General features: G+C 60.0%; 20 protein-coding genes and 2 pseudogenes. 10 read left to right on the top strand and 12 right to left on the bottom strand.

Features of this window, described 5'->3' with window-relative positions; all coding sequences use genetic code 11:
- The first annotated feature begins 68 nt into the window (after positions 1–68).
- Entirely contained in the window at positions 69–2,330 is a 2,262-nt protein-coding gene (gene katG, locus WCA85_RS29550; protein ID WP_424068413.1) for a catalase/peroxidase HPI, read from the top strand.
- 69 nt (positions 2,331–2,399) lie between these two features.
- Here the strand turns inward: katG and WCA85_RS29555 are convergent, their stop codons facing one another.
- Entirely contained in the window at positions 2,400–2,672 is a 273-nt protein-coding gene (locus tag WCA85_RS29555; RefSeq protein ID WP_424068414.1) for a hypothetical protein, read from the bottom strand.
- 306 nt (positions 2,673–2,978) lie between these two features.
- Here WCA85_RS29555 and WCA85_RS29560 point away from each other — a divergent pair, with 306 nt between their 5' ends.
- The gene (locus tag WCA85_RS29560; protein WP_424068415.1) at positions 2,979–3,440 is read left to right on the top strand and encodes a RidA family protein; all 462 of its coding nucleotides are present in this window, start codon (positions 2,979–2,981) and stop codon (positions 3,438–3,440) included.
- Here WCA85_RS29560 and WCA85_RS29565 read toward each other — a convergent pair.
- Both WCA85_RS29565 and WCA85_RS29570 read right to left on the bottom strand, forming a co-directional pair.
- Positions 3,437–4,897 (bottom strand): catalase, encoded by a 1,461-nt coding sequence (locus WCA85_RS29565; protein ID WP_424068416.1) that lies wholly within the window; start codon positions 4,895–4,897, stop codon positions 3,437–3,439. The two genes, WCA85_RS29560 and WCA85_RS29565, sit on opposite strands and share 4 nt — an antisense overlap.
- A gap of 113 nt (positions 4,898–5,010) precedes the next feature.
- Positions 5,011–7,056: an FUSC family protein gene (locus tag WCA85_RS29570; protein WP_424068417.1), complete on the bottom strand. Its 2,046-nt coding sequence runs from the start codon at positions 7,054–7,056 to the stop codon at positions 5,011–5,013.
- Positions 7,057–7,632: 576 nt separating this feature from the next.
- Between WCA85_RS29570 and WCA85_RS29575 the strand changes: the two genes are divergently transcribed.
- From WCA85_RS29575 to WCA85_RS29585, 3 genes and pseudogenes are all read left to right on the top strand, one after another.
- A complete protein-coding gene (locus WCA85_RS29575) occupies positions 7,633–7,788 on the top strand; it encodes an FAD-dependent oxidoreductase (RefSeq protein WP_424068418.1) in 156 nt (51 codons plus the stop codon).
- Positions 7,751–8,071 (top strand): FAD-dependent oxidoreductase, encoded by a 321-nt coding sequence (locus tag WCA85_RS29580; RefSeq protein ID WP_424068419.1) that lies wholly within the window; start codon positions 7,751–7,753, stop codon positions 8,069–8,071. Before WCA85_RS29575 ends, WCA85_RS29580 begins: the two co-directional genes overlap by 38 nt.
- Before the next feature lie 176 nt (positions 8,072–8,247).
- Positions 8,248–8,881, top strand: a pseudogene (locus WCA85_RS29585) (ABC transporter permease subunit).
- A gap of 20 nt (positions 8,882–8,901) precedes the next feature.
- On the opposite strand, the gene WCA85_RS29590 reads toward WCA85_RS29585, so the two are convergent.
- From WCA85_RS29590 to WCA85_RS29600, 3 genes are all read right to left on the bottom strand, one after another.
- Positions 8,902–10,005: an acyl-CoA dehydrogenase family protein gene (locus WCA85_RS29590; protein WP_424068420.1), complete on the bottom strand. Its 1,104-nt coding sequence runs from the start codon at positions 10,003–10,005 to the stop codon at positions 8,902–8,904.
- Positions 10,002–10,568 (bottom strand): carboxymuconolactone decarboxylase family protein, encoded by a 567-nt coding sequence (locus tag WCA85_RS29595; RefSeq protein WP_424068421.1) that lies wholly within the window; start codon positions 10,566–10,568, stop codon positions 10,002–10,004. The genes WCA85_RS29590 and WCA85_RS29595 overlap by 4 nt, the downstream gene beginning before the upstream one ends.
- Before the next feature lie 112 nt (positions 10,569–10,680).
- Positions 10,681–11,685: an AraC family transcriptional regulator gene (locus WCA85_RS29600; RefSeq protein ID WP_424068483.1), complete on the bottom strand. Its 1,005-nt coding sequence runs from the start codon at positions 11,683–11,685 to the stop codon at positions 10,681–10,683.
- A gap of 250 nt (positions 11,686–11,935) precedes the next feature.
- On the opposite strand from WCA85_RS29600, the pseudogene WCA85_RS29605 reads away from it, so the two are divergent.
- A pseudogene (locus tag WCA85_RS29605) lies at positions 11,936–12,166 on the top strand (sugar ABC transporter substrate-binding protein); the annotation flags it as partial.
- A gap of 312 nt (positions 12,167–12,478) precedes the next feature.
- The gene (locus WCA85_RS29610; RefSeq protein ID WP_424068422.1) at positions 12,479–14,131 is read left to right on the top strand and encodes an FAD-dependent oxidoreductase; all 1,653 of its coding nucleotides are present in this window, start codon (positions 12,479–12,481) and stop codon (positions 14,129–14,131) included.
- 495 nt (positions 14,132–14,626) lie between these two features.
- Here WCA85_RS29610 and WCA85_RS29615 read toward each other — a convergent pair whose 3' ends face one another.
- The 3 genes from WCA85_RS29615 to WCA85_RS29625 all read right to left on the bottom strand — a co-directional run bounded on the left by WCA85_RS29615 (position 14,627) and on the right by WCA85_RS29625 (position 18,189).
- Complete coding sequence (locus tag WCA85_RS29615; RefSeq protein ID WP_424068423.1) at positions 14,627–16,357, bottom strand: FAD-dependent oxidoreductase; 1,731 nt, start codon at positions 16,355–16,357, stop codon at positions 14,627–14,629.
- Positions 16,358–16,447: 90 nt separating this feature from the next.
- Positions 16,448–17,284, bottom strand: coding sequence for an enoyl-CoA hydratase/isomerase family protein (locus tag WCA85_RS29620; protein WP_424068424.1), 837 nt, complete (start codon positions 17,282–17,284; stop codon positions 16,448–16,450).
- Between the two features lie 227 nt (positions 17,285–17,511).
- Entirely contained in the window at positions 17,512–18,189 is a 678-nt protein-coding gene (locus WCA85_RS29625) for a type 1 glutamine amidotransferase domain-containing protein (protein ID WP_424068425.1), read from the bottom strand.
- A 627-nt stretch (positions 18,190–18,816) separates the two neighbouring features.
- Here WCA85_RS29625 and WCA85_RS29630 point away from each other — a divergent pair.
- Both WCA85_RS29630 and WCA85_RS29635 read left to right on the top strand, forming a co-directional pair.
- Complete coding sequence (locus WCA85_RS29630) at positions 18,817–19,383, top strand: VOC family protein (protein WP_424068426.1); 567 nt, start codon at positions 18,817–18,819, stop codon at positions 19,381–19,383.
- 371 nt (positions 19,384–19,754) lie between these two features.
- Entirely contained in the window at positions 19,755–20,717 is a 963-nt protein-coding gene (locus WCA85_RS29635; RefSeq protein WP_424068427.1) for a LysR family transcriptional regulator, read from the top strand.
- Between the two features lie 13 nt (positions 20,718–20,730).
- On the opposite strand, the gene WCA85_RS29640 is transcribed toward WCA85_RS29635, so the two are convergent.
- The 3 genes from WCA85_RS29640 to WCA85_RS29650 are packed head-to-tail and all read right to left on the bottom strand — an operon-like array spanning position 20,731 to position 22,601.
- Positions 20,731–21,066, bottom strand: a complete 336-nt coding sequence (locus WCA85_RS29640; RefSeq protein WP_424068428.1) for a putative quinol monooxygenase — start codon at positions 21,064–21,066, stop codon at positions 20,731–20,733.
- A gap of 51 nt (positions 21,067–21,117) precedes the next feature.
- The gene (locus WCA85_RS29645; protein ID WP_424068429.1) at positions 21,118–22,032 is read right to left on the bottom strand and encodes a dioxygenase; all 915 of its coding nucleotides are present in this window, start codon (positions 22,030–22,032) and stop codon (positions 21,118–21,120) included.
- 44 nt (positions 22,033–22,076) lie between these two features.
- Positions 22,077–22,601, bottom strand: coding sequence for a cupin domain-containing protein (locus WCA85_RS29650; RefSeq protein ID WP_424068430.1), 525 nt, complete (start codon positions 22,599–22,601; stop codon positions 22,077–22,079).
- A gap of 296 nt (positions 22,602–22,897) precedes the next feature.
- On the opposite strand from WCA85_RS29650, the gene WCA85_RS29655 reads away from it, so the two are divergent.
- Positions 22,898–23,833: an NAD(P)-dependent oxidoreductase gene (locus WCA85_RS29655; protein WP_424068431.1), complete on the top strand. Its 936-nt coding sequence runs from the start codon at positions 22,898–22,900 to the stop codon at positions 23,831–23,833.
- The last annotated feature ends 4 nt before the right edge of the window (positions 23,834–23,837 follow it).

Consider the following 23,837-nt stretch of genomic DNA (forward strand, 5'->3'; position numbering starts at 1 on the left):
CCGGCGGCTCTGCCGACGCGAGATCGGCAATGCGCCTTAGAAGGTATGTCCTTTCCAGGAGATAACGCATGTCAAACGACGCAAAATGCCCCTTCAACCATGCCGCTGGCGGCGGCACGACGAACCGGGACTGGTGGCCGAAGCAAATGCGGCTCGACTTGCTCAGCCAACACTCCGCCAAATCGAACCCGATGGAACACGGGTTCAACTATGCCGAGGCGTTCAAGAGCCTTGATCTGCCTGCGGTGAAGAAGGATCTCGCAGCGCTCATGACCGATTCGCAGGACTGGTGGCCAGCCGACTTCGGCCATTACGGTCCGCTTTTCATCCGTATGGCCTGGCACAGTGCGGGCACGTATCGCATTGGTGACGGCCGTGGTGGTGCCGGGCGCGGCCAGCAGCGCTTTGCACCGCTGAACAGCTGGCCGGATAACGTCAGCCTCGACAAGGCTCGTCGCCTGCTCTGGCCGATCAAGCAGAAGTACGGCGAGAAAATTTCCTGGGCCGACCTGCTCATCCTGACCGGCAACGTCGCGCTCGAGACGATGGGCTTCAAGACTTTCGGCTTTGGCGGCGGTCGCGAGGACACGTGGGAGCCGGACCAGGACGTCTACTGGGGCAACGAGAAAACGTGGCTCGGCGGCGATGTCCGTTATGGCAAAGGTGCGGCAGGTGATGACAAGGACGGCGGCGTGATCGTCGCGGACGAAGAGAAGCACGGTGAAGAGGTGAGCCGCGACGACAATGGACGTCACCTGGAGAATCCGCTGGGCGCCGTGCAGATGGGCCTGATCTACGTGAACCCGGAAGGTCCCGACGGCAACCCGGACCCGCTCGCTGCGGCGCACGACATCCGTGAAACTTTCGCGCGGATGGCCATGAACGACGAGGAAACGGTCGCGCTGATCGCCGGCGGCCACACCTTTGGCAAGACGCACGGCGCGGGTCCTGCCGACAATGTCGGCCCCGAACCCGAGTCCGCCGATCTGGAGAACATGGGGCTGGGCTGGAAGAACAGCTTCGGCACCGGCAAGGGTGGCGACACGATCACGAGCGGTCTGGAAGTAACGTGGACGACCACGCCGACGAAGTGGGGCAACGGCTTCTTCGAGAACCTGTTCGGCTACGAATGGGAACTGACCAAGAGTCCCGCGGGTGCTAATCAGTGGGTCGCCAAGGGTGCTGATGCAACGGTGCCGCACGCGCACGATCCGTCGAAAAAGATCTTGCCGACCATGCTCACCACCGACCTGGCACTACGCTTGGACCCGACGTACGAGAAAATCTCGCGGCGCTTCTTTGAAAATCCCGACCAGCTCGCCGATGCCTTCGCGCGTGCATGGTTCAAGCTGACGCACCGCGATATGGGACCGCGCGCCCGCTACCTCGGACCGGAAGTGCCTGCTGAAGAACTGCTGTGGCAAGACCCGATTCCGGCGGTCGACCACCCGCTCGTCGATGAGAAGGACGTCGCTTCGCTTAAAACGAAGATTCTGGCGTCCGGGCTGTCGGTAGCGGAACTGGTGTCGACCGCGTGGGCATCGGCGTCCACCTTCCGCGGCTCGGACAAGCGCGGCGGCGCCAACGGCGCGCGCATTCGCCTCGCTCCGCAGAAAGACTGGGCGGTCAATGAGCCCGCGCAACTGGCGAAGGTGCTGAAGGCGCTCGAAGGGATTCAGGGCGAGTTCAACGGCGCGCAGTCTGGTGGCAAGAAGGTTTCGCTGGCAGACCTGATCGTGCTGGCCGGCAATGCCGGCATCGAGCAGGCGGCGAAGAGCGCCGGCCATGCGGTGACGGTGCCTTTCACACCGGGTCGTGGGGACGCCTCGCAGGAACAGACCGATGTCGAATCGGTTGGGGCGCTCGAACCGGTCGCCGACGGCTTCCGCAACTACCTCAAAGGCAAATTCAGCGTCCCCGCCGAGGCTCTGTTGATCGACAGGGCGCAATTGCTGACTTTGACCGTCCCTGAAATGACGGTGCTGATCGGCGGCTTGCGCGTTCTCGACGTCCATGCGGGACAGAATCCGCACAGCGTCTTCACGCGGCGGCCGGGCACGCTGACCAACGACTTCTTCCGTAACCTGCTTGACATGCGCACGGAATGGCAACCGCGCTCGTCGGAACGGGAGGCATTTGAGGGGCGTGACCGCAAGACCGGCGAGACGAAGTGGACCGGTAGCCGCGTCGACCTGGTGTTTGGTTCGCATGCCCAGTTGCGGGCATTGTGCGAGGTCTATGCAAGCGAAGACGGGCAGGAGAAATTCATCAAGGACTTCGTTGCAGCCTGGGTCAAGGTGATGAATCTCGACCGCTTCGATCTCGCCTGAGCGAGCGGCGAACAGAGTCCCGTCAGGATTGTCACTCTGACGGGACTTCAGCGTTCGCTGATTAAGCTTCTATTGCGCTGCCGTGAGCTTCAACCCTGGCCGTAGAGACGGGGATGGCTCCTGATGATTTTTGCGTTCGTCTGACACCTGCTCGATTCCCTTTCTGGTGACTTCTTCCAGAAAGGTCAGGCGAGCCCGGTAGTAGTCCGCACGCAACTGTGCGTCCAGTACGTGTTGCTCGGCCTGAAACAGCTCCATGCGTAGTTCGTTCAACGCGCGTTCAGCCTGTTTCTCGGGCGTGGGGGCGTGATGTGACGCCCAGTTTGCAAGCCATCGAAGCATGGTTAGGCCCTCCTGTCGTTGGACGCACTAACACGACTAGGCTAACAAAATCCGACCACAACGTGGGCGAAAAAATCGGCGCGATCTGTTGCAAAACGGCAACCCATTTCCTCCTTTTATCGGCATTGCGTACGTTGCCACTCATAGAGTACGCCTGCGACGTATGAGCGTCTGGGACGCCGGCCTATTTGCGGCGAATCTGGCGACCCGCTAGCCGTATCAGCGGGAATAAATCGTCCTTGAGGCGTGTTTAGAAATAGGTCCGTCCGTGTACCTAAAAACGTCGTTCTGACTGGAAGCGAAAACATGAGTCTCCGTGACCGCTTGATGAAACTCGGTGTGGAGTTGCCCGCGCCGATCAATCCTCTTGGATCCTATCGGACCGTTTCGGTCTCGGGAACGCAACTGTATGTCTCTGGGCTCGGGCCGTTCGAAAACGGCAAACCCATCGTGGGGATCGTCGGTGCGGATCTGTCGCTTCAGGACGCACAGCGTGCGGCACGTCTGACGATGCTCATGATTCTGGCCTGTGTCGATCAGGCAATCGGGTTGGACAAGATTGAGAGGTGCAACCGGTTGACCGTCTACGTGCGCGCCGACCCGTCGTTTACCCGGCATCCTCAGGTAGCGGACGGCGCGAGCGATCTCCTGCTGGAACTGTTTGGACCGGACACGCTGCCGGCGCGGAGTGCACTGGGCGTGCACACCTTGCCGATGGGCATTCCTGTCGAAATCGATAGCATCTTCGAGTTGTCACCGAATCCCTAGAGCACCTTGTTGGGTGCTTTGCCCAGATTCAGCGCATCGAGCGCCCTGGCGACTCCCGCACCATACGCAGGATCAGCCAGCCTGCAATGTTCGATATGAAGCTTGCTGATCGGTTCAGAAACATTGACAAGCTCGCGCGCCGTGTTTTCGAACAACACCTGTTGTTTGGCGGGAGTCAGCAGCCGGAAGAGGGCGCCTGGCTGCGAGTAATAATCGTCGTCCACCCGATGATTCCAATGATCCGCCGCACCCTCCAGGCTTAACGGGGGCTCTCTGAAGTCAGGCTGCTCCTGCCACTCACCTCGGGTATTCGGCTCATACGGCGTCGCGCCGCCCATGTTGCCGTCCACTCGCATCGTGCCGTCACGGTGATAGCTATGCACGGGACACTTTGGTGCGTTGACCGGAATCTGATTGAAGTTGACACTCAAGCGGTAGCGTTGCGCATCCCCGTATGAAAACAGGCGACCCTGCAGCATCTTGTCCGGTGAGAAGCCAATTCCCGGCACGACATTCGCCGGATTGAACGCGGCCTGCTCAACATCCGCAAAGAAATTCTCAGCATTACGATTCAGTTCCATCACGCCGACTTCGATCAGCGGATAGTCTTTGTGCGGCCAGACCTTGGTCAGGTCGAACGGGTTGATTGGATAGGTGGCGGCCTCGTGTTCCGGCATGATCTGCACGGCAAGTGTCCAGCGTGGAAATTCCTTGCGCTCGATGCTTTCATAGAGGTCGCGGTGCGAGCTTTCGCGATCGTGCCCAATGAGTTCAACCGCTTCGGCATCGGTCAGATTCTCAATACCCTGCTGCGTGGTGAAATGGAATTTGACCCAGAATCGTTCGTTGGCCGCACTGATGAAACTAAACGTATGACTGCCAAAACCGTGCATGTGACGGAAGGTGCGCGGAATGCCGCGATCGCTCATCACGATGGTTATCTGATGCAGTGCTTCGGGCAACTGCGTGAAGAAATCCCAGTTGCTTTCGCCACTGCGCAAGCCGGTCCGTGGGTCGCGCTTGATTGAATGGTTGAGATCGGGAAACTTCAATGGATCGCGCAGAAAAAACACTGGCGTATTGTTGCCCACCAGATCCCAATTTCCCTCTTCGGTATAGAACTTCACCGCAAAGCCGCGGATGTCGCGTTCGGCGTCGGCGGCGCCTCGCTCTCCAGCGACCGTCGAGAAGCGAACGAACAGATCGGTCTTTTTGCCGACCTCTGAGAAAATCTTCGCCCGCGTGTAGCGGGAGATGTCGTGCGTGACGGTGAAGGTGCCGAAAGCGCCGGATCCCTTCGCGTGCATGCGGCGTTCAGGAATCACCTCGCGGTCGAAATGGGCCAGCTTTTCCAGAAACCAGATGTCTTCGAGCAAGGCCGGTCCGCGTGCGCCGGCGGTCTTGATGTTCTGATTGTCAACGACGGGGGCACCGAATGCGGTTGTGAGCTTTGGCATGGCAATCAACTCCTTTGAGGTCGTACCTAAAAAAGACACCAGGAAGATGCGCAAGAACAGGACAGCACGTCAGGTGAAGAGCCGGGTAACAAACAAAGGACGGGGGACGCGATTCACTGCTCGTCGGCAAGGTTCTCGCCCGGGAATAGCGATAACCGAAGCCCGGCTAGCGCACGGAGCGCCTCTCTTCGCTGCTTGCCTCCTGGAGCGCCGGGATTCGTCGAAAATACAGCCATGATTCGAGTGATGGTCGTGTCGATGTCGACTGCAAGCGTTGCAGGTACGGTTTGCCGTCTCCCCGCTGCGACGCATTGTTCGTAGTGCAACCGCACCCCGTCGAGGGCCTGACGCAATGCAGCGGAGGATTCGCCTGGCAGTTTCTTCGTCAGTCTGCACAGATCGAGCGAATTGAGCGCGATGCGCATGTCGCGCAGGCTTTCCGTCGCGGGGTGCCTGTGAGCGTCGCTCGGCCCGACGCGCGGAATGAGTTGCATCAGCCGGTCAAGCATGCGTGCGCTCAGGTCGCGTTGCTGGTCGATCGTCAGACCAGACACGCTGAGAACGACATCCCCCCAGGTGGAGCGAGTCAGTCTTTCAGCCGCTGCATTCGTTCCGAACGGGCGGAGTACTCCTGTCAATACCGAAGCAAAAATGACCCCCGCGAGACCGGCGAGATTGGCATTCAGGAACGTCAGGAAGTTGGCGTCATAGGCATCGCCAATACCGAGAAATGTCGCCGTGGTCAACGCCACAAGGGTCGATACCAGGGCCCATTTCGGATGCGCCATCAGCAGTCCGAGAGGAACGAACAAAAACGAGAAGAAGATGACCAGCATACCGAAGTCCTGGCCATTCGGCAGCACCACGAACAGATAGAAGGCGGCGATAAAGACGGCCATCGAGGCGCACTTGAGGAAGGTAATCATCATGGGCACGGGTTCGTCGAGTGCGGCGAAAAAACAGCATCCAATGGCGCCGAGCGAGACCGCTGCGGCACCGTCCTGCCAGCCCGAGGCGATCCACACGGATGATGAAATGAAAATGACGAGCCCGGCGGAGATGGAGGAAAACCACGCGAGCCCCTGATCGAGAAAACTGTGCTTTTTGCCGAGCCGCCAGTGACGAAACCGCACCCGCCAGTGTCCCGTCTTGTGGACGATGATATGGCGGAGGGTCCGGCAATCCGTCCATAGGTCGACCAGTTGCCGCAAACGCCACAGCGCACTGGATAACACACCTCCCTGCCATGTCGCCATTTCGGCGTCGGTCGGCTCCAGTAGCGCAATGCGTGCACGCAGGTTCGGTGCTTCGCGCTCGGGATCGTCGCCGAGCGGCTCACTCATCCAGAGCTCGACATCGCGCAGGAGTTCGTTAAACCCCGTCTGCGCGCCAAGGTCGTTTTTCAGGGCGACGTGAACGATATCCGCGAGCGCAGAGGTGATGGGCAGCATGAGTTGCATCCTGCCGTGCAGTTCGTCGCTGCGGGCGAGCGTGTCGAGATCGGCGTTATCGTAGCTCAACTGGCTCAGCAACAACTCGAAGCCTCTGACGGTAGCCGCCATCTGCTGGCGACCGGCCGAAACGCGTGCTCCCACAATCAGGCCCGAGAGCGACGCTTGTGTGTAAATAACGGCGTTGCGAAACCACGCGTCCGTTCGCTCGATGAGCGTCGGTGCGAGCCGGCTCGGAAAAAAGATACTTCCGACGACATTGGCGCACACAATGCCGAGCGTGATTTCCTCGGTTCGGGCTACCGCGACATCAAAGATGCTCAGTGGATTGGCCAGCGCAGGCAGTGCGATAACCGACAGGGAATAACTGGCGAGCAGAAACACATAATTCCGTGCGCTGCGCGTTGATATGGAAATGTAAACAAACACCGTGGTCCACAGTGCGATCAACGCACTCAACAGATACGGCGATTCCGCGAACGGCGGCACCAGGGCAACGGAAGCGCCTGCGCCGAGCAGGGTGCCCAGGACGCGATATAAGGCCTTGGAGCGCGTCGCGCCGACGAACGGATTCGACACGATATACACGGACGCCATGGCCCAATAGGGGCGCGGCAGGTCGAAATAGAATGCGATGTACAGCGCGAGCATCGCTGCGAGGAAGGTTTTTAACGAAAAGATCCAGTCGCGCAGTGAAGGGATGCTCATGGGCAAGTGCCTGGGTGGTCAGTTTCGCTCGGTAAGTAGCCGGGGACTGGCGGCAGAACGGATTGTAGTGTGCTGCATTTTGGCAAAACCTGTGAGATCAAATTGATCAGCTGAATGAACGGCAAGTGCTCTGGAAACAGAGCATGCAGGTGTTGGGCCGCCTAGGGGCGGTACTTCCGGGGGGAGAAGAGCAGATAAGCGATACGGATTTCGGCCCCGCAGCAAGACCTTCGCCTCACGAAGGTAGGGCACAATTTTCGACTGTTAAATCGCCTCGAAGGCATCGAGCCGCTCAAGCAGCTGAGCGCGCAGATCCGTGAGCAAGGGATCGTCTGGGTGCGATATTGCTGGCTTCGCGGCACATCGATGATTGTCGTCACGCACGAGATCGGGTTTGCTCGCGTACTGCCCAAACTCGAACCTCAGGCCAAACCGCAAACCGGCTAACTGCGTCGTCGCTGCGCGTGGCGTGAGCGCTCGACAGATGCAAAGGAAGTGCCGACAATCCAGGTTGACCGCCAGCGCGCCTCGCCAATCGTTGCGACGGGCACTGGCACTGGCACGGGACACTTCCATATGCATGAGTTGAACTTCGGCGATCGATCCTTCGATACTCTGACCGTCGGCGCGGGTTCGATGGGCATGGCCGCTGGATATTATCTGAGCAAGGCCGGCAACAAGGTGCTGCTGCTCGATGCGGGCGACCCGTGCGCCGCTCGTTCCTTTCGGTGATGAGCCAACCGACCTGCCTGAACTAGGAAGCTTTCTGCGCCGGTATTTGCCGAAAGCCGGAAAGCTACGCATGGGTGGGACCTGCGAGTACGATGTGACGCCGGACGAACATTTCATCATCGACCGAGTACCTGCGTGCTCCAACGTTCACGTGGCGACAGGTTTCTCGGGGCATGGCTTCAAATTCGCCAGTGCGATTGGCGAGGCACTGGCCGAGCGGATCACTCAAGGTACTGCCCGGATGGACCTTGGGCCTTTCACAACCGAGCGCTTTGCGTCGTAAAGCTCCAGGCGCGTCCGGCTGGGCGTTATCAGAAAACACGAAAAGCAACGCGGATACAAATATTTGCCATCATCGAAGAGCTGGTTTCTACTCGCGAATTGCCCTTCTTCGCCCCCGCGCGAAATTGCATACCAGGAGACCATCCACCATGATTCGAGCCGGAGCTCGCCGGCGGCTTGTACATCACACTGGAATTGGCGGCGGTTGCAATGGTCGCAGGATTTTGCCTCGGCACGATCTTGACGCTGTTCCGTTTGTCCACGTGGCGTCCGCTCGCGGTGTTCGCCCAGGCCTATGTGACGGCGTTTCGTGCGGTGCCGCTCGTCATGGTTCTGCTCGGGCTCTTTCTGGTTGTGCCGCAGTTCTTGCGGTCGGTATTGCATCTGCATGCGAATACGGACATTCGCCGCGTTTCGGCCTTGATCGCGTTCTCGCTCTTCGAGGCCGCCTACTATTCGGAAATCATCCGTGCGGGCATCAAGAGCGTTCCTTCAGGCCAGGCGAACGCGGCGCTGGCGCTCGGCATGACGAGCGGCCAGAGCATGCGGCTGGTTGTTTTTGCCGCAGGCGTTACGGGCGGCGGCGCCATTGCTGCTGACGCAGGCAATAATCCTGTTCCAGGACACGTCGCTGGTCTACGTCATCGGACTCAACGATTTCTTCACGGTTTCCTCGAATGCCGGTGCGCGAGATGGAACCACAGTCCAGTTGATCCTGTTTGCCGGGGCCTGCTATTTCGTGGTGTGTACGGCGATGTCCGCTGTCGTTCGGCGCTTGCACCGTCGGCTCGACGCCCGGTTCGCGCATTAACTGCATATCGACGACGCTGCTCATGCAGCGTTCGTTTTACGATGCTGTGCAAGCTGGTTCTTCAACTGCACGATGCTCGGCGTGACGATTGGCACGAACGCAGCTTCGCGCACGCGACGTGCTGCGCCACTCTGGCCACGCAGGTAACCGCGCCCACCAGAGGCTTGCACTTCCAGCCGGAGCGCAGCATCGACCACGCTTGCAAGACCGATGCGCACCTCGAACAGCAGCGCTGGTGAGTGCAGAAACGTGCCTTGCTGAACGCCGTCGAAGAGGCGCTTCGAGAGCCCATTGAGTTCGTGGGTAAGCTGGGCAGTTTCGTCATCCACCGCAGCGCGTGCGGCGGCACCGCTGTCGGATACAGCGTCAAGCGCGCGGCGCGCGAGGCCGATCGACATGCCGCATTGCAGGCCGAGAAATGCAGGGCGGACCCGCACAAGGAAGGCGGGGGCATCAGGCGTGATTTGCCAGCTTGCGTCGAGTACGGTGTCTTCGACACGCAAGGCCGCGGTGTTGCTGGAGCGCAGTGCAATCAGATCCAGATCGTCGCTGCGAACCACACCGGTTGCATTGTGCGGAATCGCAAAGATCGAAGGCGGCGCACCGTCGCTGTGATCGAATGCAGCCGCCGCGAGAAAACCCTCGCGGCGCAGGTTGGTGATCCACGGCAGGCTGCCATTGAGTGTCCAGCGTGTGGGGATATCTGCGTCTTCGAGCCGCGTCGCGCTCATCTGCAGCGATTCGATATTCGACAGATACTTCATCGCGTTCGACAAGCCAGTCGCGCCCGCGAATTCACCGTGTAGAAGCGCGGGCAGCCAGCGGCTGCGCAGCCCCTCGTTCGGACTTTGCAGCAGGTATTCGATGAAGGTGCGCTGACCCCAGAAAACGAACGCCGCAGTCAGCGAATGATTCGCGACGCTGGCGATGGCTTCAATCGCATCCACCGTCGTGCCATCGAGACCGCCGTCCTGCGCAGGCACGCCTACCCGAAACAGATCCGCGCGACCGAGTTGCGGCACGATCTGCGCAGCGAGATCCTGGCCGGCATCGATCGCTTCGGCGTTTTCGTCAAGCCAGGCGGCCAGTTCCGGCGCAATGGCAGCCAGCGCAAGCGGCTTCATGCTGCGTGCGCGCTGGGTTCCCAGCGATAGGCGGCGAGTTGCGGATTCAGTTCGGTCTGCGCGAGGTTGTTGGCGAAATTGCAGAGCGTCGCGAGACTCACGCCGAGTACGACTTCGAGCGCATTGGCGTCGCTGAACCCTGCCGCCCGGAAGGTTGCAAGCTCGGCGTCGCTCACCGCGCCGCGCGTGGCGATTACCGCACGTGTAAATACGGCGACTGCGTCAAGGCGCGCATTGCTAAGGGGCTTTTGCTCGCGGATCGCTTCGACGAGTTCGCCATCGAGTTGCGCCTTCTTGAGAGCGACCGCGGTATGACCCGCGACGCAGAATCCGCAGCCGTGAATGCCTGCAGCCGTGATCTGTATCGTCTCGCGTTCGGCAAGCGTAAGGCCGCTGCGACCGTTGATTTCGCCAACGGTCAGATAGGCCTCGAGGGCAGTCGGCGCGGTCGCGAGCTGAGCGACCAGGTTCGGCAGAAAGCCGTTATTGGCCTGGGAGCGTTCGAGGTAAGGACGGCTCGCTTCGGGAGCGCTTTCAATGGTTTGCAGCGGTAGACGGCTCATGTCGGATCCTCATAGGGTAGCCTTTATTGTGCGTGCCCGACTGGCCTTCGACAATGCGCCGTTGTCTGCAATTTATGCGGGTTTGTCTTGCGATGGGGCGAGCAGGCGGCCGTCAGTGCAGCGAAGCGCGCGACGTTACGTCAGCCGAGCTGTTCGCAGTTCCCGCCTCACGCGCTGCACGCGAACGGCGCCATGCGCCGGGCTGGACGCCGGTGACACGTTTGAATGCCTGTGCAAACGCCGATTCGGACTGGTAACCGACACGTTCGGCCGCGTCCGGCGTACGCGCGCCGCTGCGCAACATCGCCGCAGCCAGCTTCATGCGGATCAGCGTGACGAATTGCGCCGGCGGTTGCCCTGAGACATCGACGAACAGCTTGCAAAAGCGTGCCCGCGACATATGGACGAAGCCTGCCATGGTGTCGGTGGTCCAGCGCTTGTCAGGCGACTCGACGATCGCGCTCACGAGCGGAGCAAACTCAGCGCGCCGCATCAGCGACCAGAAACACGGCGCAATCTCGTCGCCGTCGCCCAATGCGCGCAACGTATAGACGAACAGCAGATCGGTGAGCCGGGCGATAAGCGGCGAGGGGAGATGCGGATCATGCATTGCCTCGGCACGAATCAGATCGAAAATCGCACGCGCGCCTTCGAGCGATGGATTGTCCCGCCGTGCCACGATATGGTCGGGCAACAGGGTGAGCAGCATGTCATCGAGCCCGGAACTGAACTCGAAGAAGCCGCAAGCGATACCCACGCTTGCGTTGCCTGAGGTTCGCGTAGCGGCTTGGTCACTCAGCGGTGACATGGTGCCGATACGCTGGCTCTCGTGACCGCGCGCGGGTGGCTGTGGGTCGGGCGAAAGGCAGTGCGGCATGTCTTGCAGCAGGAACACGGCGTCGCCTGCATCGAGGTGCACGCTGTGCGCATCGCGCCCGGCATTGGCGGGAAGGTGCAGCCAGCATTCGCCATGCAGGACGACGTGGAAGCTCGCGCGCTGGTGGCCCGCGGTTGAAGCCTGCCAGGTGCCGCAATACTGGCCAACGTGAAAAATCGTGCTCTTTAGTTCGAGACCGGAGAGCAACCAGTCGGTCATCTTGTCGGCGTTGTGTGGCATGACTTCAAGGATAAAGGCGCGCATGCGGAGGCGCTGCGCAGACTCTTTAAATAAGGCGGTATCTGGGCTGGTGCAACGAATTTTTTGTTGGAAGCTTATGCCTGAAACGGGCCGTGTACGGCTCGATTACCGCGCAGACGGGCTCCCAGCCTTTGACCGCCTTTGGGATTGGCATGCCGCCGCAGCGTTAATTTGCGCGCGAATTGGTCAACTGCACGCCCGAACAGGTCTGTCCCCGACATCCCTTTTTGCTTTTACTGCGGCCCATCCGGCGGTGGTCGGTGCGGTCTCGGTGCGCGCGGCGGCGTTGGAGGCGGCGGGTGAAGATCCGGGTCGCCACATCGTCGTCAAGCCAACACTGATTACCCGTGACGATCTGGTGAAAAACGACATCAAGACGATTGCGGAGCCAGGCGCGAAGTTTCCGGCCTTCCGCTCGAGCAACGCTGCGAGTGCGGCCCGGATTGCAGCTACGGAGTAAAGGCCAGTCCAGCAGCAGCGTAAGGCGGCAGCGCTCTCGCGGTGGCGCTGCTGCGGGCCGTGCGCCCTCTAACCTGGCGAAAGTCCTATACTGGCCCGGTCTGCTTGCTGTGTCTCGCCCAGTCATGGTGTGCGTTCGCAAGTATTCGAGCAGTATCGGCGTGCTCCATACGGCAAGACTAACGGACTGGTGCCTGCTTCCGATTGCGCGGCAAGGGTCGATCCGTTTGCTTGCGCATCTTTGTCAGGCCACCCAGGCGAGCGAAAACGAGGCGGACCGAGTGTCCCCTTACTTGCCTGTCCGGACAAAGCCATGCTGACAATCGACGACATCCGCGCGGTTCCACTGTTTGCAACACTCCCTGATGACGAACTGGAGCATCTCGCTCACACGTCCGCAGACCTGCACCTGTGCGCGGGCGAGTTCGCAGTCCATGAAGGTGGCGAGCGCGCGCTGTATGCCGTTCTGGCCGGCAAGATGGAAGTCATCAAGACATTCGACGGTGTCGAGCGGACGCTGGGCTGGCGTCTGCCTGGAACCCTCTTTGGCGAAGTGCCGCTCGCGCTGAGTTCGCCGTTTCCAGGCGCCTATCGGGCAGCAGAGCCATCGCGTGTAATGCGTGTGGACGCTCAGCGTTACTACCAACTGGTTGCCGCATCGCCAGAAATTGCGTTCAAGATGGGCACCCTTGCGCGCGAGCGTATCGGGGGTCTGCAGGGACTCTCCGCCGAGCCGCCCAAGCCACGCGTGACGATGATTGGCAGTCGCTGGGACGACGCCTGTACAGCGCTGCGGAAGTTTCTCGCCCGCAACCAGATCAGCTACGACTGGATGACACCGGATGCGCCAGAACTCCCGGCGCGCTGGCCTGGAGCCTGTCCACCAGAGCAAGATTGCCCGGCGTTGCGACTGGCAGATGGCACAGTGCTTAGTCAACCTGCGACGCGCGAGCTCGCCGGGTTGCTAGGTCTGCAGACGCAGCCCCGCTTCGCTGAATACGACACGATGATCATCGGTGGCGGACCGGCCGGTCTCGCTGCGGCGGTGTACGGTGCGTCCGAAGGTTTGCGTACTGTAGTGCTGGAGCGCGAAGCGCCGGGCGGGCAAGCTGGGACATCTTCGCGTATCGAGAACTACCTCGGCTTCCCCAACGGCGTGTCTGGAGATGAACTCGCTAGCCGTGCACTGCAACAGGCAAGGCGTCTCGGTGCAGAGATTCTGGTGACACGATCAGTCGCTCGAATCGATGTCGAAGGGCGTAACGTTTACCTCGACGGAGGTGACGTCATCCGGGCTCGAACGATCATTCTCGCGACTGGCGTCACGTGGCGCCGCCTCTCGATCGATGGCTTCGACCGGTTTATCGGGAAAGGAATTTACTACGGCGCGTCACGCAGCGAAGCGAGCGCTACTCATGGACTCGAGGTCTACCTGATCGGTGGTGGAAACTCGGCCGGCCAGGCCGCTTTGTACTTTGCCAATCATGCGCGCATGGTCACGCTTGTCCTGCGAGGCGATTCGCTGGAGAAGAGCATGTCGCGCTACCTTGTCGAGCAGCTTCGCGGGAAGTCAAACGTAGCGGTGCAACTGCGATCGGAAGTAGTCGGTGCATACGGCGATACTCAGCTGACGGCGATCGATGTGCGCGATGAGCTGAGCGCAGAAGTGCGTCGGTACGAGTGTGGGGGATTGTTCGTGTTCATTGGCGCCGACGCAGAGACCGAGTGGTTACCGACGGAAATTGCACGCGATGCGCGCGGATATATTCTCACTGGCGACGACGTTGTCAAGGCGGGACGCTGGTCCCATATCCGGGATCCCTACCTCCTCGAATCGAGTGTGCCAGGCGTGTTTGCCTGTGGAGATGTGCGATTGAGCCCGGTTAAGCGCGTCGCTTCCGCCGTCGGTGAGGGCAGCATGGCGATCGCTTTCGCCCACAAATATCTTCAGCATGAGGCCAGATAGGCCCCGATGCGGCGGGGAGGTGCCTACGAACTCTCGTCGTGGATTTCGATCGATTTTGAATGGCCGCTTCGATGGGGGTGACAGGCTGCTATCGGGTCGACATGAGCCAAAACGCACGGGGCAGGACGCGGCCAATTTCTGCCGTACACGTGTGTGACTGGACAGCCATTCACACGACCGCTTCGCGCACGAAAGCGGACGACCAGGTGCGGCCGCCTGGAATCCGGAGCACTATCGAAGAAAAATCAGTTCTATCGCCAGAATTATCGATGCCACTATGGCAACTCGCGTCACGCCCCACTCGAACTGGTGGCGTTCTGTCCTGGTGAACGCGCATAGCGTTCCCGCACAGTAAGCGAAGAAATTCATGCTCTTTTTCGTCGCAGCTTCAACCCGATTGCGACGGAGGATTTTTGCCATGATTCAAACCCTGGTTTCGTTTTCGCCGGTCCGAGTGCAACGTGTCAGGCGCCGCGAGTACATGGATAGAGTTCATCAGGCGTGGGCCAGGAACCCTTGAATCTGCGCCACCACGCCGGCGCCTTCGCCTACTGCCGATGCGACTCGCTTGGTCGATCCAGAACGAACGTCGCCGATTGCAAACACTCCCTCGGCGCTCGTCTGCAGCGGCATCGATTGCACGCTGCTTTCCGGGAGATCGGTGCCCGTCAAGACGAATCCCTTGCTGTCGAGCGCGACGCCGCACGCTTTGAGCCAGCGAGTATTCGGTTCTGCGCCGATGAACACGAACAGGTGATGCGTCGTCATGCTTCCTTCAATCCCGCCAGCACCGCGGTAATGTACGCGCTCCAGACGCGTATTTCCTTCAAGCGCAGTCAGTTCAACGCGCGTATGAACGGTCACGTTCGGTAGCGATGTGACGCGCTCGGTGAGGTAGTGCGACATGCTGTGCTCAAGGTTTGCGCCTCGAATGAACATATGTACCTGCTCGGTGTGCGACGCCAGAAACACCGCTGCCTGTCCTGCAGAATTACCACCACCAATCAGCAATACCGGCTCCTTACGGCAGAGCCTCGCCTCAAGCGGGGTTGCCCAGTAGTAGACGCCGCAGCGTTCGAAACGGGCAAGGTCCTCGACGGCGGGTCGCAGGTATTCTGCGCCGCTAGCAATGACCACCGTGCGCGCCGTGATGCGATGGCCGTCGGCAAGCTCCACGACGTGCGGTTGCCGGTTGCAGTACAACGCCTTGACCTCGCACGGGATGCCGATATGGGCTCCGAATTTCTGCGCCTGAATGAACGCGCGGGCCGCGAGATTGTGACCGGTGATACCGGTAGGGAATCCCATATAGTTCTCGATGCGCGCGCTCGTACCGGCCTGTCCACCGGGAGCGCGACAGTCGAGCGCCGCCACTGACAAGCCCTCCGATGCTGCATAGACAGCCGCTGCAAGTCCCGCGGGCCCCGCGCCGACGATGGCGACATCGTAGACGTGCGCTGGGTCGAAATCAGGAATCAGTCCGAGACACGATGCGAGCTGTCTTTCATCCGGATTTTTAAGCACAGTGCCGTCCGGACACACGACGAGTGGGAAATCGTCGGGTTGCGGTGTCAGGCGCTCGAGCAGCAAGGCAACTTCGGCGTCGTGCTCCGCGCCGAGCGTCGTGTTCGGAAGGTTGTTGCGGCGCAGGAAATTCTGTAACGCGCGCAGTTGTGCGTTACCGGAGGAGCCGACCAGCACGACACCGGGTACGCGCTCAAGCACCATGGTCCGCCTCAGAATCAGGGCGCGCATGATCTTTTCGCCAAGATCGGCCTCACCGATCATCATGGTGGTGAGATCGTCGGGTCGCACCAATAGCGCTTCGACATCTTCGAGGACATGCGCGTCCACCACGGCGGGCTTCGGCGAAAGTTGGCCGACATCAGAGGTGAACTCGCCGCGGTGGACGTAGGTGTGAATGATCCGTTCGAGTCCGAGGCCGTTACGCGCGATGATCCGGATCTTGCCCGAGAGCATGACGAACACCCCCGGACTGCGGACTCCCGCACGATAGAGCATCGTGCCTTTGGTATAGCGCGACAGGCTGCCGAAGCGGCGCAGTCTGCTGATTTCGGCCTCGGTGAGAACCGGAAACATGTGATGGTAGCGTGGATGGCCAATCACATATGGGTCATCGTCAGCCATGTCATCGTCAATGGGGCTCCTGTCTTCTGCGGGTCGAGGCAAACGCGTATCGTCGCCCGGTATTGACTCGTTGCTCATCGCTAATTCTCCTCCCGCCGCTGCGCGGCGGCACCGCCCTGGTCGACAGTCGCATCTGTCGCCGGGCGAAAAACCAGGTCTCGCGCCGGCCTAACCTGCGAGCTGGCCGAGGTAATATCCAAGCCGATCCTCGACATCGCCCGGCTTGTGGAAGCCCCGCGCGAGTAGAGCCTTGACACCTTCCTGTGCGGCGGGCCGTCCTAGCGAAGCGATACACGCATCCCAACCGGCGCCGAGTTCCACGTCCGGTGGCAGGCTGGTGTTGACGAGGCGCTTGGTGTTGGCGATGGCCCACTTGTCGAACCTGGAGATCCTGGTCGCCATCGCGTCGACGTAGGCGTCGAGATCGGCATCCGGCAAGGTCCGGTTCACATAGCCATAGGCCTCGGCCTTGTCACCGTCGATGTCTTCCGAACTCAGCAGCACTTCAAGGGCGCGGTTACGCCCAATCAGTTGTGGCAGCCGCGCCATCGGACCGCCGCCGGCGACCATGCCCACGCCCACCTCCCATTGCGAAATGATGGTCTTCTCCCGGCTGGCAAAACTCATGTCACAGGCCAGCGTGATCTCGCTGCCATTGCCCGTCGCACGTCCTCGGATCAATGCGATGGAGACGACCGGTGCGCGTGTCAGGCGCACGAGAAAATCCGGCCACTGCGGCAAGCCTGTTGGACCGGCTGGCATGGCGGTGAGGTCCTCGATACCGGCATTGAAATCCGCGTGATTCAGGAAGTAGCCGTCCACTGCACTGTCAAAGACCACGACCTTCACATGCTCGTCGGTTTCGAGGGCATGGATGACCTCGTGAAACTGCGCGACCATCGGCGGCCCCATGACGTTGATCGGCGGGTTGTCGATCGTGACGCGCCAATAGGCTGGAGACTGCCGGGAAACTTTGATCTGAACGGGGTTCGTAGTCGCTGTCATTTGGGGCTCCTATCACCGACACATGAGATGCTTTGTGCGGGATCCGCTCGCGGATTGCGATCGTGCATTCCGCTGTTGAAGGGCATTCGCTACCCGGTTGCGTTTCGTTGAACGATCCTGTTCAGTCGTCGAGCGCCGCTAGCGCCGCCTCGGCGATTGCAATGTCCTGCTCGACGGGAAGGCCGTCTCACATGCGCGCCGGCTTCAAGATTCGCGCCGGATTTGAACTAGGCCTGCAGAACCTTGAGCAGCTCCCTGGCAGTCGGGCCCGATGAGGCGGGGTTCTGGCCGGTGATCAGTTGCCCGTCGACAATGGTAAGGACTGCCCAGTTCTCTACCTTTTCGAAGTGTCCGCCCAGACGCTTGAGTTCATCCTCGACGAGGAAGGGCATGACCTTGGTCAGGCCCACGGCCTCTTCTTCATCGTTGGTAAAGCAGGTGACGCGCTTGCCCTTGACGAGAGGCTGTCCCTGGTAGGTAGTCTTGCGGAAGACACAAGGACCATGACAGACGGCAGCGACCGGCTTGCCCGCGTTGTAGAAATCCTCGATCAAGGCGATCGAATGCTCGTCATTGGTCAGATCCCACATCGGACCATGGCCGCCGGCATAGAAGATCGTGTCGTAGTCGGCCGCCTTGACGTCGGCAAGCTTGACGGTGTTGGCCAGCACCTTCTGGGTCGCAGGGTCTTTCTTGAACCGGAGCATCGTATCGGTTTGATTGTCCGGATCGTCGCTTCTCGGGTCGATCGGTGCAAGACCTCCCTTGGGCGAAGTCACTGTGACCTCTGCACCGGCGTCCGTGAACGCATAGTAGGGGGCAGTGAACTCTTCGAGCCAGAAGCCGGTTGGCTTGCCGGTGTCTCCAAGGATGTTGTGCGAAGTCAAAACCAACAGGATTTTCATTGCCAGTCTCCGTACATTGAGGCGAATGTCCGAACGCGGCATCGCCGGGGGAAAACTCGAGGTCGAGGCTGTTACTTGGTCAGAAGTTTGCGAGCCGTGCCCTGCCGGGCAATTGGCTCATGCGGGTTTGGAGCACGACGGGCCGAGGGGCACAGCGAAGAGAGCGCTGTCGCAGCGGCGTCCTGTCCCCTGCACCTGCAAGGTGCCTGTAGACGAGTGCAAGGCGTTTGTATTTAACTCCAGGCATCGGGCGCTCGCCATCAACCGAAGGTATTGCCGGACTATGCGATGGGATGAACTGGACTTCGCTGTACCCCTTGGAACGTCGCGCGAGGGCAATGCTGCTGGGGTTCATGCGACCGAAATGACGAAGTTGGCACGCTCGCTCAAAGCGCGTAGATACTGCGTTTGGCTCAATTTGTAGCGTGATGTGACACTTAAATAGTAAGGCAGGAAGCGCATCAGCAGGGTAATGGAACGATGCGAGTGTGTTAGTGCAGTCATAAATTTGAAAGACTGTGTCTTGGCGTGTTGTAATTTCGCGCTGTGTTTTCGCCTATTGTGGTTTTCAAATACGCCAGGCAGGCAAAGGGAAGCCGATAGTCAACACATCCAAGGAGCCACAGCATGAGCAACACTCCAATGGGCAGCGAACACGCAGTTGGGATCTCGGGCGCTCTTGCGTTCGAGATGAAACTCGAGATCGTCATCATCCCTGTTACCGATGCTGATCGAGCGAAGCGCTTTTATAGCGATCTCGGTTGGAGGCTCGATATCGATTTCAAAAGAGGCGACGACTACCGCGTGATCCAGTTCACGCCGCCAGGTTCTGGATGCTCGGTGATGTTCGGCAAAGACATCACCACGGCCGCGCCAGGCTCAGTTCAAGGGCTTCACCTTGTCGTTTCCGACATCGTGGCCGCGCGTAACGAACTGCTCCGTCGTGGTATCGCGATCAGCGAACCATTCCACGACACCGGCGGCGTGTTCCACCATGCTGACGGGAAATACGTGCTAAGCGGCTTAAACCCGACGCGACAAAGTTATGCCTCGTACGCTTCATTCAGCGATCCAGACGGCAACGGCTGGTTGTTGCAGGAAATTACTGTGCGATTGTCCGGCGACATCGAAATAGGCGACCCCAGATTCACTAATGAGGTTGTGAGGGCGATTCACTCGACGACACCTGTTTGATCGTCGCAGGACGTTCACTTGTTTGGAAAGTGCGAGCGAATGAACTTTGGTTTCATGACCGCGCGCACGGCCACGCTTCGGTTGTTTGTTGAATATCCGCGCTGGCGATTCGGGTGCGTGTGGTACTTCACGGCGTCTTGCTAGGAACGCCTGGCGAGCGGCCGTTTGCGAGGACTGGATGGTTTGCTGACTCACGACAGTTCGAGAACGCGCCGGCGTTGTGCGAACAGCCATTCGACATTAGCATCCGGATCGCTGACAATCCAGCAAGCGACTGAGGGCGGGGACGCTGTCTCGTGACAGCCCGTCCGCGCCTGGAACTCGCCTTAGCGGTATTGCTGGCTTTCGTCGTTATCCGGTCGGGGAACTTGATGGATCTGCGTCAGTTGCGCTATTTCACTGTGCTAGCGGCACATCAACACTTCGGGCGTGCTGCTTCTGTTCTGCACATTGCGCAGCCTGCACTGAGCCGGCAGATCCAGTTGCTTGAGACCGAGTTGGGCGTGAAGCTCGTTGAACGGCATTCGCGCGGCGCTTCGCTGACCCGTGAAGGAGAACTGCTGCTCGATCGTGCAACTTTCCTGCTTCGCTACGCGGACCAGATCCGCGTGGATATCATGGACCAGCAAAGTACGCCGCGCGGTCCTGTCGCGCTTGGTCTGCCGCCAGCACTCGCATCCTTCTTCGTTGCGCCGCTCACACGCGCCTTGCGCAATCAATATCCGGAGATCCGGCTACGCGTTAGCGAGAGCTTTTCGCCATCGCTCTCCGAAGCGCTCGAGCGTGGCACGCTGGATGTCGCGTTGATCAGTGGTCCAATTGCCGCACCTGCGCAGATCTGTGCCGAACCATTGCTGAGCGAAAAGCTCTGCGCGATCGGCCCCGCGACAGACGCGCGACTCGCAGTGTCGTCGCTCGATATCCAGGCACTTGGTGAAGTCCCAATGATACTGGCCGGCTTGCAAAAGTCAGGAGTACGTCTTGCCCTCGAACGTAGCGCTGCCCGCGCGAATATATCGCTTCACGAAGTGATGGAAGTCGAATCGGCTGATGTGGCAGCTCAACTCGTTTCTGAGGGTGCCGGTTGGACCGTGCACGTTGCTTCCGCAGTACGAAGGGAAGTCCTGGCAGGTTCACTGCGCGCTGTACCGATTTCGGGGCTGACGCTGGAGCGCTTCCTCGCTCATTCTCGGCAGCGGCCTCCATCACGCGCGACGATCGCGCTGATGAGCACGATCCGCTCTATGGTCGTGACGATGATCAATGCCGGCGATTGGCCAATGGCGCAGGCTCACGAGTCGGCGAACGACGAAGAAAATAACCCTAAAGCCTAAGCGCTGTCCGGCATCAGGGATAAGTCAGACTGGCCACATCGAGCGGTGACATGACGACAACAGAAGGCGCTCCCTGCAACAACGGATCGATGGTGGCGCGATAGATGCGGTAGTGGTCGGTCAGTCGATGCTCATCGATGGCCTGTTTCGTCGCGAAGACTTCGTAGAGCCGGAACGTCGTGTGTGGTTCGACGCTCACGAGGAGGTCGAACTGCAGGCATCCCGGCTCGCATCGCGTGGGGGGCAACACTGCCCGCAGCGCGCGCTGAACCTCCTGTTCCTTTCCGTTTTTCGGCACGAAGCTCGCGAAAACGACGATCGGAGCAGGGCTTTCGATATTCGACGTCAAGGGCCGCTCCTGATCGGCAGGTGAAGGGTCTATGAAGCTCAAGGCAGAGTTTCAAGGCAGTGGGCACATCGGCACGCGCATGGCGCCGGGTTCGAGTTTCAGATCGAGGTTAAGCCTGAAACTCTTGTCGGATACTTGCTCGAAGCGGTGCAACAAGGAGCCGACCGCGCCAAAGACAACGTCGCGATAGGCGTTTGGATCGTCTGCGTCGAAAATCTGTGTAGCCAGTGTCTTGTAGCCTTCTGCCATGACGATGAAGTGAAGATGCGCGGGGCGCATGATCGCGCGCTGTTGTGCTTCAAGCAGTTCACCGCATGGACCGTCGACGGGAACCGCATACCCGGCTGGACGCACGCTATTGAACGAGAAGCGCCCGTCACTATCCGTCTGGAAGCGGCCGCGAAGATTCATCTCGGCTTGCTCAGGATCCTGGTTCTCGTAAAGACCACCGGGCGATGCCTGCCACGTCTCTATGCGCGCATTGGCGATGGGCTCGCCGTCGAGCGAGAGGATCCTGCCACTGACGAACAGCTTGTCGCCTGGTGTCCCGTCAGCGGCGATGTTGGCGCCATTCTCGCGTAGCGGCTGAGCAGCGCGCCAGAACGGACCAATCAGCGCCGGCTCGGTACCGCCAGCGGCCAGCGCCTTTTTCGCATCGATGAGGCCCACGAGCGTGGCCAGTCCGAGAATGTCCGCGAGCAGAATGCCCTCGTGCTTTTCGGGTCCCGTCGCTTTGCCAATGCGCACCAGAAAGTCGATGCCGACTTCCAGTTCCTGATAGCCAAGATCGACCTCGACAGCGAACGCATGGAGATGGCGCAGCAGGCTGTCCAGAACCTGCTTGAGGCGGGGATTTGTCGTATGCCTGTTCGCGGCGAGCACCGCTTCACGAAGTGCCTCGGGAGTGGCGGGAAGTGCTTCGCGGTTATCCGGTCGTGTCGGAGTAGTTGTATCGGGTTGGTTCATTGCGTGCTTTGCCTCCTGCATGTTCAGCGCCTTATGGTTGCTCGTTACGCTTCGGTTTTCAGAAAACCCGTGCCGTCGTATTGGAGTCCGGTACCTTCGGCTGCTTTGAGTACGTCGGGATGCCATTCGATCCGGCCAACTTCTTCATCTGTTCCACCGACGACCGAATAAACAACGAGATCGTGATCATTGGGATTGCGAAATCCGCGCATGACACCAGTCGGCATAGATATGCAGTCCCATTGGTTCAGTTCGAGCTGGTGCTCGCCATTCTCGCCCCAGATCACGATCATCTTGCCATTAAGCGGGAAGAACACCTCTTCGGTCTTGTGGGAGTGCAGGTTTGCCCCTTGGCCCACGGGAATTTCGATCAGCGTGACGCCAAAGCGGTGGGCGCCTTCGATCGCTGGCTGCACGCCCTTATTTTCGAGCACGCCGCGGTTGATGATCTTGTACAGGCGCTTTTCGAAGCCCGGCAGTCGGCTTTCAATGAAAGTCTCTCCGTACGGTTTGACTTTCCCCCAGCGCGCGACGCGGGTTGCTTCCATCTGTTCAGGTGTGATGTCCATGGTCGACTTCCTTGGTAGTGGATGTAGAGCGCGGTCCGACGTTTGCCGGCCCTGCCAACCAGATCGTATTCAGCTCGCGAAGCGAAATCCAACACCATTTTTTTAAGGTGTCGATAACTTCCTGGCATTGAACAGTTGAGGGCTTATCGCGTGGTCAGAGCAAACCCGATAACAGAAAGGTATCAATGCCAGAAATATTTGATCTTGGACGCGGGCAGGTGCCGCCACCTACGATCGGTTCAGAACGCCGGATTTCGTGGCACAGCCGACGCAAACCCATATCAGGAGAGACACCCATGGATGACACCACCTTCACGTCTGTCGAACGGGGCACGCGCTTCGCGGAGCGCGAAGCTTTTAAGGTCGGTTTTATTGGCATCGGCAAGATGGGCCTGCCCATGGCAACGCGCATTCATCGGCACGGCCACCATGTATCGACCTTCGACGCGAGCAGCGAGCGCATTGGAATGGCGCTTGCCGCGGGCATTACGGTGCAGCGAGATCTGGATGCAGTGGTGGCTTCGGCCGAAGTGCTGATCACCTCGTTGCCCAACGACGCTGCGTTTGAGTCGGTGGCGTTCAAACTCGCCGCCCGCGCGCGCCCTGATCAGTTGTACATCGATACCAGCACCGTATCAACGGACGCTTCCAGTCGTGTGGCACAGGCGTTCGACGATGCTGGCGTTCCTTATCTGCGAGTCGCGGTATCCGGCAATGCGCGGATGGCCGAAACCGCGCAGCTGACCTCGATTGCCTCTGGCACGCGGGAGCACTATCAGCGCGCGCTTCCACTGCTGCAGTTGCTGGGACCTTCGCAGTTCTATGTCGGAGCACGGGAAGAGGCCCGTGTGATGAAGCTGGTGATCAACCTGATGGTTGCCGATACCGTCGGCATGCTCGCGGAAGCGCTCGCTATCGGGCAGCAGGGTGGTCTCGACTGGAGCGATATGTGGCGGGTGCTGTGCGAAAGCGCGGTCGCTTCGCCAATTGTGAAAGCGAAAGCGGAGCAACTGAAGACTCTCGATTTCTCACCGACCTTCAGCGTCGAGCAGATGCAGAAGGATGTGGGACTCATCCTGGCGGCGGGCGCCGATGGGCACATTCCGTTGCCCATGACAGCGGTCGTTGCCCAGTCGCTGCAGCATGCGTCGGCGCTTGGCCTTGCTAGCGAAGACTACGCCGCCCTGATCAAGCTCTCGCTGCCGTCCGCGGGCCAGCGATCCAACGTATGAATGA

It is taken from the genome of Paraburkholderia sp. (assembly GCF_049581445.1).
In the GTDB taxonomy this organism is placed as follows: domain Bacteria; phylum Pseudomonadota; class Gammaproteobacteria; order Burkholderiales; family Burkholderiaceae; genus Paraburkholderia.